Genomic DNA, 15686 nt, shown 5'->3' with positions numbered 1-15686 from the left:
TTCATCCCCCGGGGTTGTGCTGGCGCCTGCCGGGTATCTAACATGCTGAAACATTTCTGCTAAATCATTAGCAACCTTTCTGTAGGGCTGACGCGTCGATAACGCTATTCTGCTGCGCTTTTTCTTTTTTTCGCCTTTTATGCAAACTCAAGTGAATTGCCGCTAATGACCCTATTGAGAGATGAAATTCGCGATCACTCAGCGGAAGAGATGCTGTTTATTCGTCGTGCCGCGATCGCGTTTCTACTGGTGGTGGTCTGCTTTGGCGTGCTGATTTTTAACCTCTACCGTTTACAGGTTAAGCAGCACGATTTCTATCAGACCCGATCGAATCAGAATGACATAAAAATGCTGCCTATCGCGCCAAGCCGTGGGCTTATTTTCGATCGCAACGGTATCCCGCTGGTACAGAACATCACCCTCTACCGCCTGCAGGTGATCCCGAGCAAAATTCCCGATATGACCGCATTGCTGAACGCATTGACACCGATCGTGGATTTGAGCCCCGATGATATCGCCAGTTTCCGCGACGATATGCACCACAACAGTCGCTACAAGCAGGTGACCCTGAAGTCGGCCCTGAGCGATGTTGAAGTGGCGCGATTTGCGGTCAACGAGTTCCGTTTTCCGGGCGTCACGGTGGAGAGCTACCAGCAGCGTGACTACCCCTACGGCGCCCAGCTGGCGCACGTGGTCGGCTATGTATCGAAAATCAACGACAGCGACCTGCAACGCCTGGACAAAAACGGCGAGGCGGAAAACTATGCTGCGGACCATAATATCGGCAAGCAGGGCATCGAAGGCTATTACGAAAAAGAGCTCCACGGCATGACCGGTTATCAGGAGGTGGAAGTCGATAACCATGGTCGCGTGGTGCGCCTGCTCAAAGAGGTGCCGCCGGTAGCCGGGAAGAATATCTACCTGACGCTGGATCTGCATTTACAGCAGTATATTGAAGGGGTACTGAAGGGGCAGCGTGCGGCGGTGGTGGTGGTTGATCCACGCGACGGCGGCGTGCTGGCGATGGTCTCCAGTCCCAGCTATGACCCAAATCCCTTCGTGAAGGGGATTGGCTATAAGGCGTACCGTTCTCTGCTCGATAACCCGGACCGCCCGCTGATTAACCGCGTGACCCAGGGGCTCTATCCGCCGGCATCGACGGTAAAACCCTATATGGCGCTGTCGGCACTTTCCGCTGGCGTGATTACGCCCACCACCACCTTTTTCGGCGCGCCGACCTGGACACTGCCCGGCACCCAGCGCCGCTACCGCGACTGGCTGAAAACCGGTCACGGGATGTTGAATGTCACCAAGGCGATTGAGGAGTCGGCGGATACTTTCTTCTATCAGGTGGCCTTCGAAATGGGCATTGACCGCATTCACAGCTGGCTGAGCAAGTTTGGCTACGGGCAGTTAACGGGGATTGATTTGAATGAAGAGTATGCCGGGGTGTTGCCGAGCCGCGAGTGGAAGCAGAAGGTGCATAAAAAACCGTGGTATCAGGGGGACACCATTTCGGTCGGCATCGGCCAGGGCTACTGGATCGCCACGCCAGTCCAGATGGTGAAGGCGCTGACGACGCTGCTCAACAACGGCAAGGTAAAAAATCCCCATCTGCTCTATTCCATGAAGCGCGGCAATAAGGTTGAACGCTATCAGCCGCCGGATAATACGCCGCAGGTGGGCGACCCGAAATCGCCGTACTGGGGCATCGTGCGCAACGGGATGTACGGCATGGCTAACTTGCCTAATGGCACCGGTTATAAACTGTTTCATACCGCGCCGTACCAGATTGCCGCGAAATCCGGTACCTCGCAGGTCTTCAGCCTGAAAGAGAATCAGACCTACAATGCGAAGATGATCCCGGTCAGACTCCGCGATCATATTTTCTATACCTTGTTTGCTCCGTATCAGCATCCAAAGGTGGCGATGGCGCTGATTCTGGAAAACGGCGGCGGCGAGGGTGTTGTCGCCGGGCCAACGGCGCGCGCTATCCTTGACCACATCTTTGATCCGGCCAACGCGCCTGATGTCGCACAGGGGGCTGAGGCCAGCGTTCCGCAGATAGACAGCGCCGACGCGCAGTAGAACAGGAGAGTATCGCCCGGTGTTGTGCTGGCCGGGCGAGGTTACAGCGGTAAATCGCCGTCAACATGATGTGGTCTGCCGAGGCCGGTGAGGGTACTTGCAGAACGTCAGCCAGAGGCGAGGCTGGCTGACGTTTTAGTGGGGATTCAGGCTTCACTCATTTCTGCACTGATTTGCTCAAGTGATTTGTTTTTTGTTTCAACAACGAAAAACAGGTTAAGTAAAAACCATAACAGGCAACATGCTCCGTACAGTAAGAAAGGGAAGCTGCCGTTAAAGATGTTGTTGAGGATCAGGCTGTTTGTGAGCATAGGAAATGTCTGTGAAACGATAAAACTCCCCGTCCAGATGAGTAGCGTGGCCCACGACATCAATTTATCACGGATCATATTTGGTGCCATTTCCGGGATGATAATCCATAAAATGGGGCCGATAGTCCCACCAAAAAAGAGGATGTAAACTATCATAATAACCAGCATAAGCACGCTGGTGACGCCCATCCAGATTAATATTCCGAGAAGCGTAATGGCAACAAAACAGACAAATGATCCGATTATTAGTAGTTTTCTCCTTCCGTATTTCTCGACGTTATACACCGCCCACACCGCCGCCGCAAAAAAAGCGATACCAATAATAATTTGCTGATAATAAGCCGTTTGTTCATTGGCAATTCCGATGTTCTCGAATAATACATTGCCATAATATAGCACGGCATTTATTCCGCACAGATTGGCCAGTAACGCCATGGCCATGATAGTGAAGGAGACTTTGCGGTATTTTTTAGACAACATCTTTTCATTATTATGCGTTACATTTTGCGGATTAAACGATTTTTTTATCTCCGCAATAGCCGTCTGGCTATCATATTGTTGCCCGTGAATGAACTTAAGAATGACTTCCGCTTCCTCCTCACGATGTTTATTAATCAACCAGCGAGGAGATTCCGGCAAAAAGAATGCTAAACCCATGAACACACAGCCAGGAACCGACATGGCACCGAGCATATAGCGCCAGGAGTACTGCGTCGCCCACTCGGCATCAGGCGTCCAGCCGGCAACCAGGGCATTAACCAGATAGACGGAAAGGATCCCGAAGGCGATCATCATCTGATAAAAACCGAGTGTTTTCCCCCGCACCTGGCTGGCCGAAATTTCACCAATATACACGGGGGCAGTAGCTGAGCCCAGTCCGACACCGATCCCACCGGCAATTCTGCAGAGAATAAACATGGTAAAGTTATAGGGGAATGCAGTACCAATTCCGGCAAGAAAAACCAACCCTCCGGTAATAATCAGCGCCTTTTTTCTTCCCAACCGGTTGGTGATAAATTGACCGCTGAAAGCGCCGATCATAAACCCAAGGACAACAGAAGATACGGCCCATCCCATCCCTATATCATCAAGGGAGAAAAAATTCCTTAAATGTAATATCGCACCGGCAATCACCGCGGAGTCAAATCCATAGAGTAAACCGGCCAGTGAGGCAATAAGGGATAACTTATAGCTCGTGGTATATACTGTTTTCATTTTATTCACCGGTTTTCTTTATGACGGGTACGGCCCCATTTTTGATTTTTGCCGATCTTTCTATATATTCAGGAATGATTTGCATTGAATCGTCAAACCACGCATCAGGGTCGGTACTCGCCACCAGGGCAAAGTTACCCCATGGCATTAAGGATCCTGAACGAATAATGACTCTGGCGCTGCCATAGACTTCAGCAACTAATTGCGCGTGAGGAATTAAAGTGAAATCAGCGCCTGAACCGGTAAATATTTCAGTGACACGCTGCAGGAGTTTCGGGTTTTTTTGCGGTACTTCATCGGCAAAAATTACATTCTCAATAAAAATCTCCTGTCGCAGGACCGATAAAATATCAAGTAAGTCAATCATCCCGGCATAAAAAGCGAGATCGATTCGCTGGCTATGGGACGGGATTGGCGCACCTGCGTCGGTAACTAATACAATATCACCATGACCTAAACTGGCCAGCGCTTCGGCGATCTGCGGATGTAGAATTTTACCAGGTCTCATAATATTCTCCGGTTATAGTTATTTAGGCGTACAGAATCAGGTAATGTATTTTTCTATTTATCCAGACGGTGCCTGGTGATTATTTTCGATGTAATTCGGTTTCAATTTCCTCCAGCGTTTTCCCTTTGGTTTCCGGCACCTTCGTCAGGACAAAAAATAAAGCGATGATGGATATACCGGAAAAGATAAAGAAGGTATTTGCCGCGCTAATATTTTCCACCAGAACCGGGAAGTATCGTGAAACCAGGAAGTTTCCTCCCCATAATGCGAAGGTTGCTATTGATACGGCGATGCCACGGACGTGAATCGGGAAAATTTCAGCGATAATGACATAGGCTACCGTGCCGTAAGATACGGCAAAAATAGCCACATAGGCCAGAATGCAAATCAGCAAAAGCGTGGTTTGTGTTTCACTGGCTCGAAACAGAAGTCCGATACAGCCAAGAGCAATGGCCATTCCCGCCGAGCCGAAAATGAGCAACGAGCGGCGGCCAACCTTATCGATTATCCACATTGAAACCAGCGTTGAAATAACCAATACCAGTCCGATAAGTACGGTAAACGACATCGCGCCGCTGACATCAACTCCCGCGGTTTTAAATATTTCCGGGGCGTAATAAAAAATCGCGTTGATGCCTGTTATCTGCTGAAAGAGTGCAACGCAAAAGCCAACCACCAGCGCTTTACGTAAGCGCGGGGTGAAGAGTTCACGCAATCGCGAAGGAGAGTCGCTTAATAAGGCGGACTTAATTGCAGCGAGCTGCTCGCGGGCTGTTGTTTCATCGGGATTTATTTTGCGCAGTATAGTCAGACCCTGCGCATCTCGTCCTTTGCGTATCAACCAACGTGGGCTTTCCGGCACCCAGATCAGTAGCAACAGGAAAACAATTGCCGGTGCGATACCGGTGGCGAAAATAATTCGCCAGCCATGTTCAACATTCCATGCTTCACTGGCGTGACTGGCAATCACTGCGGCAATTGAAAAAATGGCCAGATTACCCACGCAGTTGAAAAGCTGATTAAGTGAGACCAGACGCCCGCGAATATGGGCTGGGGAGACCTCCGCAATATAGAGCGGGGCAATTGTCGTTTCCACGCCGATACCGACGCCCACCAGAATACGGAACCAGACCAACATTTCCGCCGTTGTCGCCATGGCTTCACCCAGAACGCCAAAAATAAAAATCAGCGCCGTTAACAACAGCACCTTTTTTCGCCCTACGGCGTCGGAAAGTGGTCCCGCCAGCGCAACGCCCACAATACATCCAATAATGATGGATGAGGTCACCCAACCAATACCATCGGCATCCAGTGCGAATCTGTTTTGCAAAAAACCAACGGAACCCGAAATGCTACCGTTATCAAAGCCAAACAGAAACCCGCCGACGGCGGTGACGATTGAAATCAACAGGACGTTGCGCATCCAGACATTTTTTGCCGTGACATGTGCATGACTAACCATAGTACCCTCCGTGATTAAGTCGGTGAGCGGGGCGGTGTTGGAATAGTGCGTACCGCACAGCGCCGTTGTAGTGTTGAAAGCGGGAGTTCGGCAGCGAGGCCTGCCGTCGAGCTGGCGGCATTTGCTGCGCCACAGGCCGCTGCCAGCTTCAGATGTTCCACCCACCCAGCCTGTGGCCTGGAAAGTAGGCTGGCGATCAGTCCTGCGCAGTATGCGTCCCCGGAACCGACCGGGCTGGCCGTCATTACGGAGGGGGCTGTTAGTTCGAAATGGCCATCCGGCGTAAGGGCTAATGTCGGGCGCGGGCCATCGGTGATAATCACGCAACGCACCCCTTGTACCAACCATGTCTCAGGGAGAGGCAGCGACGACTCCGCATTAGCGTGGCGCAGTTCGTCGCGATTGATTTTGATAATATCCGGAAGTGCATTTGCAGAGTGCAGCAGAGCTGCGCCGTGCGTATCGAGTAGCGTAAGCACACCGCAGGCACGTGCCTGCGCTATCCAGTATCCGTACTCGTCAGGAGGCAGATTTTTTGCCAGTGAGCCGGTACAAATTAACGCATCCGCATGGGGTAATTCCTGCGCCAGCAGGGCATGGAGACGCTGATGTTCCTCCTGGCTGATGGGCGGACCGCCGGCGTTATATACGCTGGCTTTCTCTGGCGAGTCCGTTTCCGTAATGACCTCGCAGATGCGGGTGCTGCCGGCGATATCACACCAGCATCCGGCCAGCGCTTCTTGTTGCAAAAGCTCATGGCACAGGCGTCCGGTGGCGCCGCCGAGAAACCCCAGTAACAGCGGCACCGGGGCATCCGGTAAATATGTCGTCAGCTGTTTAAGTACCCGCGCGACATTGACGCCTTTACCGCCGGCCAGCGTTTTGTCATCCAGCAAACGATGAACGTCGCCAGGGCGCTGTTTATCAACCAGTAGCAAACGTTCGATCGCCGTATTCAGTGAAGCGATGATGACTTTCATAGCTGGTCCTCCCTGTGAGTCGCGATAAACCAGCTTTCACGGGCAATCATGGCGGCCCCCATCGCGACGGGTTCGGTTAATGTGCTGGCGAAGAGCGGCATTTTCCAGCGGCGTTTCCGGTGTTCAATCATCTCCGAACGCTGGAATAGCGATCCCATAAGTACGGCGTCCTGGGGGCGTATCGCCCCCATTTCACACATCTGGGTAAGCAGCTGGTAGGCGCGATCGGCGATGTGGTCGAGTGTGGCCTGAACTAATCCGGCGGGGCGAATACCGGCATTCAGGTGGTGTAGTGAAAAAAGGCCTTGAGCTTCGCTCTCATCCACCGACACCGACACCGACACCCCACGGGTGTCTGCATCAGTCAATAGATCGTTGAAAAGGTGGTCATAATCCCCCTGATAAAGCAGTTCAGCGAGTGTCTGGATTATTTTCCCGGAAGGGGTCGCGCAACCCATCACAAACTCGCCGGCTTTCCAGGTCCGTTCGATATCGACGCCAAGTTGCCAGGCAGCAGATGTATCAGGAAAATGAGGGGTTAACACCATCAGGTATTCTGATGTGCCTATCGAGTCGAAAACGTGGGTCGGCTGACTGTGTTGCACGGCCAGCGCACCGACGATTTGATCATGCCCGCCAATGAATACGCAGGCGCCCGGATACAGCTCAACACCCGGCAGCATCTGCGCATGGATTTCGCCACAGCACTCGCCGGTATCTGCCGGCGTCGGGAATAATGTTGGCGAAAGTCGCAGCTGTTGCAGCGTAGGTTCGTGCGGCTGCATGCTTTTGAGATCGATGCACTGCGAATGGGTCAGCTGCGAGGAGGGTGCGCGCCATTCTCCCGTTAACCGCCACATGATGAAAGTGCCGAAATCAACCCAGCGATCGATGTGATTCCAGAGTTCTTCATGATGCTGCCGTATCCAGCTCAGCCGTTCCGGACTTTGGTTTGGTCGTGAACGCATACCGGAGATGGCATAGTGCTCCTCGCTGTCCAGCCAGCTTTGCGTCTCGTTATCCAGCGCGGCGGCAGGGTAGTTTTCCCACCAGGCAAGAGAAGGGTAGACAATGTCCCCGCGGAGGTTCACGGCCACGGACTCTTCTTGTCCAAAGGTTCCAATAGAAATTGCGGCCAGCGGTCCGTGAGCCCGGGCCGCTGTACGGGCATAATCTGTTAGCTGGATCACCAGCATTTGCCATACGTCTTGCGCATCGTGGAAGGTCAACCCGTCACGTTGCAGGATGGGAGTGCGGCACTTTTTCACGGGTAAAAGTACACCGTCCTCGCTCAGACCGATGATCTTGATATGTGTCGTGCCAATATCTATACCGAGAAACCACATGGTGAATCCCCCTCACTGTGCCGTTTATAATCCCAGCTTACCTGGATTCAGCGTTCCGTTAGGATCGAGTGCCTGCTTGACGCGGCGCAATAATAAATGTGCGGAACCGAGAGATTCGCGGGCATAAGGCGAACGAACTAATCCGCCGCCGTGGTGATGCGACAGTTCGGCGTGATGTTCCAGACAAACGCGCATAGTTTCCCGCCAGATGGTGCGCAATTTTTCTACCGCTTCGCGGTCGCTGCTCTCCCGCCCAAGGAGAATCATGTACATCGAGGTCCCCTGAGGATAAACGTGCGAAAAATGCGACAGCACTTCGTCCGCGAGCGGGGTAAGCATCTCGTGCAGAGCGTGATACAGACCGGAGATACCGTCCCAGGTATGCGCAATTTCGATGGTCTCGGCAAATCCCCCATGGCTATCAAGTAGTTTCTCCACGGTTGAAAAATCAAATCGGCGCTCCATCCATTTCAGCACGCCTTCTGAGCCGATGGATTTTCCGCCGTGGCGATGAACAATGGCCATAAAAGCATCCATTTCAGCGTGCGCGACGGCATCCACGCCCTGGGTGCCGAGGAACATCACCGGTTTATCCTGCAGTGGGTTTTGCATTGCATGACGAGCTTCATTGGTATCATACAGGCGCAGCAGGAACGGCCGCAGACCCGCCATGGCCTGCTCACGCATGATCTCGAGACCAGCGTCGATAGAAGGGAGTTCCAGCGAATCGTACAGGCGCGTCTGGGGCAGGGGGAATATTTTGAGCTGCACCGAGGTGACGATCCCAAGCGTACCTTCGGCGCCAATAAACAGCTGGCGGAGATCCGGGCCCATTGCTGCGCGCGGAGAAGCCTTAAGCCGCAGCTTTTCACCCGTAGCAAGAATGACCGTATAGGCGGTAACTAACTCTTCAATACCACCGTAGTAAGATGAAAACTGCCCGGTTGCCAGCGTGGACAGCCAGCCTCCGACGGTGGACTGATACAGTGATTGTGGCGAGTGACCCAGCGTCCAGCCCATCTGCTGGAGCTCATCTTCCAGATGACCTCCGTTATAGCCGGCAGAAACTTCGACGGTGAGGTTCGTGATGTTGATTTCGCGGTGCTGCGTCATACCGGTTACATCCAATACGATGCCGCCGCGCGTCGGGAGAGGCTGGCCGGTTACTGAGGATGCCAGCGCCCTGGGGGTGACCGGCGTATCATTTGCCGTCGCCAGCGCCAGTACCTGTTGAATCTGTTTTTCGTCGGTGACTTTTACCACTACATCAGCCTGATAATCATGGCATCCTAAGCGTCTGAGCTTTGTGGACAGAGGCCAGGTATCGTGGCTGGATGCCTGCAGCGTTTCACGATCGCTGAGTACCTGTGACTCAGGGAGGATGCTTTTCAGGTCGGTGATGAGATGGGAAACGTCGGACATACTAACTCCTGTTTTTTCAGTTTAAAGGATTTTCCTGGCGCGATGAGACGGGGTAAAACGCACAGGGCATATTTCATTGACAGCACGTTAGTGGCTAATATACGATCAATTTGCAGAAAGCTGCAAATTGCATTTTAATATTTTCCAGACTTTGTGAAGGAGAGCAAAATGGATAGTCGCACTGGTAAGGCAGTTCGTTTAGGTCGTATTTTGCGCCCGGAAACGGGGCGGGCAGTGGTTGTTGCCGCATCCCACGGGGTGATGTCAGGTCCTCCCTCTGGACTGAAAACACGCGATGAAATTGAAACTGTTTTCGCTCAGTTGCGTGATGCAGACGGCGTGATGGTGACTCCTGGGATGATTCCTGTGGTTGAAAAGACCTTTATTGGTCGCGACCGGCCTGGTTTTGTCCTGCATCTGGACTGGAAAAATCATGCCCGTTCTATCTATACCCCGGGTAAAGACGGCCGCAGTGAAGGCGTTCTGGCACAACTAGCGCACATCGAAGAGGTGTCCGCGTGTGGCATTGATGCAGTGATGACCTACATGTATCTGGGGCAGAAAGATACGGCGCTGGAACAGGCCGAGATTGCGCGCAATACGCGTATCGTACGCGAATGTGAGCGGCATGGGATTGGCGTTATTATCGAACCGCGTTCTGCACTGGAAGGTGTCGATCCCGATGCCCTGAGTGCCAAAGTCATGAGTCTGTATTGCCGTATCGCCGCGGATATCGGCGCGGATCTGGTCAAAGCGCTCTGGCCGGGGTCAGTGGAGGATTTTGCTGCTGTAACAAGCACCTGCTATACTCCGGTGCTACTCGCCGGAGGCGCGGGTGGCGAAGATCCGCACTCAACCCTGCAGCTGGCTGCGGATGCGCTTCGGGCAGGCGCCAAAGGGGTGATGTTTGGTCGACGTATTTTCCGCGCACAGCAACCTGCCGGCGTCCTTCGTGCGCTCAATGCTGTCGTGCATGAAGGTCAAAGCGTTGAACAAGCGTTACAGTATCTGGAACAGTAAAAGTCGGCGAAAACAATGACGGTTATTGCGCGTGAAGCAAAGCATCTCTCTCCGGTCGCATTTATTGCACGCTCGATTATTTCACTCGGCTTGTCCGGACGCCTTCCTACGACCTCCTGGTATCAGGATGTCCTGGAAATCGGTTCCGGGACCGTGCAGAAAGCGCTACAGGAACTAAAAAAATCCGGTGCGGTAACCCTTGTTTCTCGTGGTCATCAGGGGACCTTTGTGGTCTCCTGGGATTTTACATTGCTGTGGAACGCCGCCCGGATACCGCCGGTCCATATGCTACTCCCTCCTCGAGGCTCCCGGGAAGCGACCCAGGTGGCTTCCGCGCTGGTTGAGCAGTGTAGCCAATGGGGTGTCGTCACCACCGTTGGCTATCTGCGCGGCGCGCACTCGCGCCTGGCCGCCTTCAACGAAAACACCGCGGATATCGTTCTGCTCTCGTCCGGTTCGGCGCAAATGCTAATGAAGGATGCGGCTGCTGAAGGCTATGAGTTATTTGAAGTCGGCAACGGCAGCTATTACCGACCAGAAAGTCTGGTGGTGGTGGAAAAAACCGATACCGTGGCGGCGACGCGTTTGCGCGTCGGAATTGATTTTCACTCCAGCGATCATCAGCGTCTTACCCGCGCCCAGTTTCCGGAGACGCAATGCGAATACGTTGAGGTCGATTTTACCTTGCTGCCGCGTTCCGTCTTCCTTGGTGAGATTGATACCGGTGTCTGGCATCAGGAGCCTTCGCTGATCCCGCTGGATAAAATTGGCTTAACGATTCGTGCGCTGGATAATCCTCAGGCGATGGCGTTGGCAGATGAGATTTCCAGCGCTGTGCTGGTTGTTCGTTCAACATCACCGGTTGCTCAGCTATTGCGGCAAGTTGATTTCGATAAGCTCAAACGACAGGCTATGCAACCCGTAAACACGTCTGATCCTTACTTTGCCAGCGTGCCGGATATTCTCCGCTTCCAGAAAATTGCCTCGATCGCGCGTACCTGATAGTGCAATAGGGGGGGCGTAAATCGTTTCCTTGCCGGCTTCCACGCGGAGCAGCGCTTATTCCCGCATGGTGTCACTCATAGAGATTGGTTATTTGTCGAAACAGCCGCCTTTCTCCATAGTGAAAGGACTGTAGAAAGCATCGAAGGGTAACGGGCTATGGCGTTGAGAAACAAACTTCTTATTGTGCAGACCGGCGCGCCGCCGGCGGAAATTGAGGCCGAACATGGCGATCTTCCGCAGTGGTTTGGCCGGCTGCTTGCCCCCTGGCGTCAGCAGATCGCCACCGTGCGTGTCTATGCGGGGGAAACATTGCCCGATCCGGATAGCCAGACCGTGGCGGTAATGACGGGGTCATGGGCGATGGTCACCGATCGGCTGGCGTGGAGCGAGAAAACCGCCGCGTGGATCCGTTCGGCGATGGCGGTAGAGATGCCGTTATTTGGTATCTGCTACGGTCATCAGCTGATGGCCGACGCGCTCGGCGGCGAGGTGGCGTACCATCCGGCAGGACGTGAAACGGGATGCAAGGCGATTACGCTTTCCGCTGCCGGACGAACGGACCCGTTGCTCAGCGACCGGCCGGCCCATTTCCCCGCGCACCTCAGCCATCTGCAAACGGTCGTCAGGCTGCCGCCGGATGCGACGGTGCTGGCCGCTTCAGTGCACGATCCCCACCAGATAGTGCGCTATACCCGCCATGCGCTGTCCACACAGTTCCATCCGGAATTTACCCCTGAAATTGCGCGTTCATTGATCCACTATCGTGATGACGTGCTGCGAACGGAGGGGATCGATCCCCGGCAACTGCTGGATAAGGTGGAGGCGTGTCCGGTCGCGGCGGGAATATTAACCCGCTTCGTGGCCAACTATCTGGAGCCGGACGTTGCACATGCTTAACAGGCCGCTGAGGGCTTAACGTAAAGCGTTGGCCCGCACAGCGCGCCTTCCGTCTGTATCACAATGTATCTGCCGGGGGAGCAATACATCGCGATACAAAACCCCGCCATTCTGCGCATATGCCGTATACAAAACGCGGGTTAACTGTCTGGGTACGCTCTTCTCTTTCAGTTAACAGGTGGCTTTATGAACAGTTTATCTCGGGTCCGTAACGGTAGTGCGCTGATGCTGGCGCTGTCGGCTCTGTGGTCAGCCAGCGTTTGTGCGGCGGACGATGCCGGTGTATTCGATCATGTTCAACAGATTCAGGCCGGCGATCTGAATATCGGCTATGTCGATATCGGTCCGCGCGACGGTCAGCCGGTTATCCTGCTGCACGGCTGGCCGTATGATATTTATAGCTATGAGAAAGTGGCACCCGCGTTAGCGCAAAAAGGGTTCCGCGTTATCGTGCCGTATCTGCGTGGATATGGTACCACCCGTTTTCTCTCTGCGAAGACGCCGCGCAACGGACAGCCGTCGGCGATGGCGGCAGATATTATTCACCTGATGGACGCCTTGCAGATAAAACAGGCCGATGTGGCCGGTTTTGACTGGGGGGCGCGTACCGCCGATATCATGGCGGCGCTGTGGCCGGAGCGGGTTAAATCGCTGGTTTCGGTGAGCGGGTATCTGATTGGCAGCCAGCAAATCGGCGCCAGGCCGCTGCCGCCGCAGGCGGAACTCTCCTGGTGGTATCAGTTTTATTTCGCCACCGCGCGCGGCGAGGCGGGCTATCGGCAGAATACGCGCGATTTTGCGCAGCTGATCTGGCATCAGGCCTCGCCGGGCTGGGCCTTCAGCGAAGCCGAATTTGCGCAAAGCGCCAAAGCGCTGACAAACCCGGACCATGTTGCCGTGACCATCAGTAACTATCGCTGGCGGCTGGGCATCGATAAAGGCGAACAGAAATATGCCGCCTATGAACAGAAACTGGCGCTGCTGCCGACGATTGCCGTCCCGACCATTACGCTTGAGGGCGACAACAACGGTGCGCCGCACCCGACGCCGGAGAGCTATCGGGCGAAATTTAGCGGCAAATATGAGCACCGGACCTTAACCGGCAACATCGGTCACAATCTACCGCAGGAAGATCCCGCCGACTTTGTTAAAGCGGTGGTCGATGCCGACCGTCTGTAGCGCGTGCGCCGGAGGCGGCGAGTTGCGCTTCCGGCAACAGCGCATATTCTTGTTGAGTTGCATTCATTCACGACGGAGCCTGCGGTGGAACATATTGACCATATTCTGGTTGTCGATGACGACCGCGATATTCGTGAACTGGTGACCGATTATCTGAATAAGTCGGGATACCGCGCCACGGGTGCTGCAAATGGTAAAGCGATGTGGTCAGTGCTGCAGGGTCATCATGTGGATCTGATTGTCCTCGATATTATGCTTCCCGGCGAGGATGGCCTGATCCTCTGTCGCCAGCTGCGTAGCCACGGTCAGCAAAATATCCCGGTTCTGATGTTAACCGCCCGCACCGACGACAGCGACCGTATTCTGGGTCTGGAAATGGGCGCCGATGACTACCTGGTCAAACCCTTCGTCGCCCGGGAGCTGCTGGCGCGGATTAAAGCGATCCTGCGGCGCACGCGCGCGCTGCCACCCAATCTGCAAATTACCGAAGCCGGCAGACTGATTGCGTTTGGCGACTGGCAACTGGATACCTCCGCGCGTCATCTGCTGGATAATGACGGCACTATCGTCGCGCTGAGCGGGGCAGAATACCGACTGCTGCGGGTCTTTCTCGACCATCCCCAGCGGGTGCTCAACCGCGACCAGCTGCTGAACCTGACCCAGGGACGCGATGCCGAGCTGTTTGAGCGCTCCATCGATCTGCTGGTGAGCCGCTTACGCCAGCGGCTGCGGGAAGATGCCCGCGAACCGGCCTACATCAAAACCGTGCGTAGCGAAGGGTATGTCCTCGCGGTCCCGGTTGCCATTCGCGAGGTCCGCGAATGAGGCTGTGGCCCGCTTCTCTGCGGTCACGGCTGATGCTGATGATTTTCTTCACCTTACTGCTGGCTAATGCCCTGACCCTTTCGCTGCTGCTGTATGAGCGGATGAGCAGTGCCCGCAGCGTGATGCTGGGAAACCTGGAGTACGACGTGGCAACCAGCGTGGCGATCCTTGACCGACTTCCCGCCGCCGAGCGTCCGCAGTGGCTGGCGCGGCTGGCGCGTGGCAACTATCGCTACCGGTTGTCCGCCGGCGTCAGCGGACACTATCCTGACAGCTGGCGTTCCCGCGACGCGGTGCGTTCTCTGCAGGAAGCGCTGAGCGGCAGCTATCCGGTCAGCATTATTGCGGTGCCCGGTCCGCGTGAACATATTCAGGCACATATCACCCTGCATGACGGAGCGCCGCTGAGCATTGATTTATGGCCGCGGCTGCCGGCGATTGCCCGCTGGCTCCCGGCGGTGCTGATCGTCCAGTTCCTGCTGCTGCTGGCGTGCGCCTGGTATGCCGTGCGCCAGGTTGTGCGTCCGATGACGCGCTTTACCCGCGCGATTGACGCCCTGCAACCGGCGAACAGCGCCCCAGGCATGATGGCGGAACAGGGGCCGGTGGAAGTACAGCACGCCGCCCGGGCGTTCAACGCGATGCAGACGCGCATTCGCGACCATCTACAGGAACGCGCGCGGATCCTCGCGGCAATTTCCCACGATCTCCAGACGCCGATTACGCGTATGAAGCTGCGACTGGAAATGACCGACGCGCCGGAACTGCGCGATAAACTCCTGCAGGACCTCGACAATATGAGTCGTCTGGTCAGGGAAGGGATTGCTTTTGCCCGCTCGGCGCAGCCGCTGGAAGAGAAGCGCCAACGCCTCGATCTGAACGCGTTTCTGGACAGCATCGCCCTGGATTATGCCGATGTCGGCAGACCGGTTGCCTTTATCCCCGCCGAAGAGGGGCGCGTCGTGCTGACACAGCCTCAGGCGCTGCGCCGAATCATGACCAATCTGATCGATAATGGCTTAAAGTTCGCTGAGCGGGTCGATATTCGGTTGAGCTATGCAATGAATGGCGACCCCATCATTCAGGTGATGGATAACGGTCCGGGGATCCCGGAAGCGAGCCTGGAGGAGGTGCTGCAACCATTCTTTCGCCTGGAAAATTCGCGCAACCGTGAAACCGGCGGCACCGGGCTCGGCCTGGCGATCGCCGCGCAGCTGACCAGCCAGATGCCGGGAACGCTTCGCCTGGGGAACCGCCCGGAAGGGGGATTAGAGGCGATTATTCGTCTCGACTCCGCCGTTTTGTATCCGTCTGTATCTCGCGCTGAGACAGACAACTTAACAGACAAAAAACCGTAAATTCAGACACTTTATAACGACATTCGCCTGATGTAATACGCCTGCGACCATGACCGGCCGCATGTTGATA

13 protein-coding genes are annotated in these 15686 nt (G+C 54.9%); 7 read left to right on the top strand and 6 right to left on the bottom strand.

Annotated features, from left to right (window positions below):
- Positions 1-165 precede the first annotated feature (165 nt).
- Positions 166-2088 (top strand): penicillin-binding protein 2, encoded by a 1923-nt coding sequence (gene mrdA, locus DSD31_RS13100; protein WP_004861842.1) that lies wholly within the window; start codon positions 166-168, stop codon positions 2086-2088.
- 146 nt (positions 2089-2234) lie between these two features.
- Here mrdA and DSD31_RS13095 read toward each other — a convergent pair whose 3' ends face one another.
- From DSD31_RS13095 to DSD31_RS13070, 6 genes are all read right to left on the bottom strand, one after another.
- A complete protein-coding gene (locus DSD31_RS13095) occupies positions 2235-3614 on the bottom strand; it encodes a sugar porter family MFS transporter (protein WP_004861845.1) in 1380 nt (459 codons plus the stop codon).
- Position 3615: 1 nt separating this feature from the next.
- Positions 3616-4122, bottom strand: a complete 507-nt coding sequence (gene rbsD / locus DSD31_RS13090) for a D-ribose pyranase (protein WP_004861848.1) — start codon at positions 4120-4122, stop codon at positions 3616-3618.
- Between the two features lie 79 nt (positions 4123-4201).
- Positions 4202-5584 carry a sugar porter family MFS transporter gene (locus tag DSD31_RS13085; protein WP_052626740.1) on the bottom strand — a complete coding sequence of 461 codons (1383 nt, stop codon included), beginning with the start codon at positions 5582-5584 and terminating at the stop codon, positions 4202-4204.
- Positions 5585-5598: 14 nt separating this feature from the next.
- Positions 5599-6564 (bottom strand): 1-phosphofructokinase family hexose kinase, encoded by a 966-nt coding sequence (locus DSD31_RS13080; RefSeq protein ID WP_015584352.1) that lies wholly within the window; start codon positions 6562-6564, stop codon positions 5599-5601.
- A complete protein-coding gene (locus DSD31_RS13075; RefSeq protein ID WP_104895650.1) occupies positions 6561-7910 on the bottom strand; it encodes an FGGY family carbohydrate kinase in 1350 nt (449 codons plus the stop codon). Before DSD31_RS13075 ends, DSD31_RS13080 begins: the two co-directional genes overlap by 4 nt.
- A 24-nt stretch (positions 7911-7934) precedes the next feature.
- Positions 7935-9332: an FAD-binding oxidoreductase gene (locus tag DSD31_RS13070; RefSeq protein ID WP_113991093.1), complete on the bottom strand. Its 1398-nt coding sequence runs from the start codon at positions 9330-9332 to the stop codon at positions 7935-7937.
- A gap of 168 nt (positions 9333-9500) precedes the next feature.
- Between DSD31_RS13070 and DSD31_RS13065 the strand changes: the two genes are divergently transcribed.
- The 6 genes from DSD31_RS13065 to DSD31_RS13040 all read left to right on the top strand — a co-directional run bounded on the left by DSD31_RS13065 (position 9501) and on the right by DSD31_RS13040 (position 15616).
- A complete protein-coding gene (locus tag DSD31_RS13065) occupies positions 9501-10352 on the top strand; it encodes a class I fructose-bisphosphate aldolase (protein WP_004861860.1) in 852 nt (283 codons plus the stop codon).
- Positions 10353-10367: 15 nt separating this feature from the next.
- On the top strand, positions 10368-11354 hold the full coding sequence (locus DSD31_RS13060) for a YhfZ family protein (protein WP_004861863.1): 987 nt from the start codon (positions 10368-10370) through the stop codon (positions 11352-11354).
- Between the two features lie 159 nt (positions 11355-11513).
- Entirely contained in the window at positions 11514-12254 is a 741-nt protein-coding gene (locus DSD31_RS13055) for a glutamine amidotransferase (RefSeq protein ID WP_113991092.1), read from the top strand.
- 186 nt (positions 12255-12440) lie between these two features.
- The gene (locus DSD31_RS13050; protein ID WP_113991091.1) at positions 12441-13433 is read left to right on the top strand and encodes an alpha/beta hydrolase; all 993 of its coding nucleotides are present in this window, start codon (positions 12441-12443) and stop codon (positions 13431-13433) included.
- Positions 13434-13517: 84 nt separating this feature from the next.
- Positions 13518-14258 (top strand): response regulator, encoded by a 741-nt coding sequence (locus DSD31_RS13045; RefSeq protein ID WP_015584348.1) that lies wholly within the window; start codon positions 13518-13520, stop codon positions 14256-14258.
- Positions 14255-15616, top strand: a complete 1362-nt coding sequence (locus DSD31_RS13040; protein WP_088911756.1) for an ATP-binding protein — start codon at positions 14255-14257, stop codon at positions 15614-15616. The genes DSD31_RS13045 and DSD31_RS13040 overlap by 4 nt, the downstream gene beginning before the upstream one ends.
- Positions 15617-15686 lie beyond the last annotated feature (70 nt).

It is taken from the genome of Klebsiella sp. X13 (assembly GCF_003323835.1).
Lineage (GTDB): Bacteria > Pseudomonadota > Gammaproteobacteria > Enterobacterales > Enterobacteriaceae > Klebsiella > Klebsiella ornithinolytica.
This window is presented reverse-complemented; position numbering and strand designations above follow the sequence as displayed.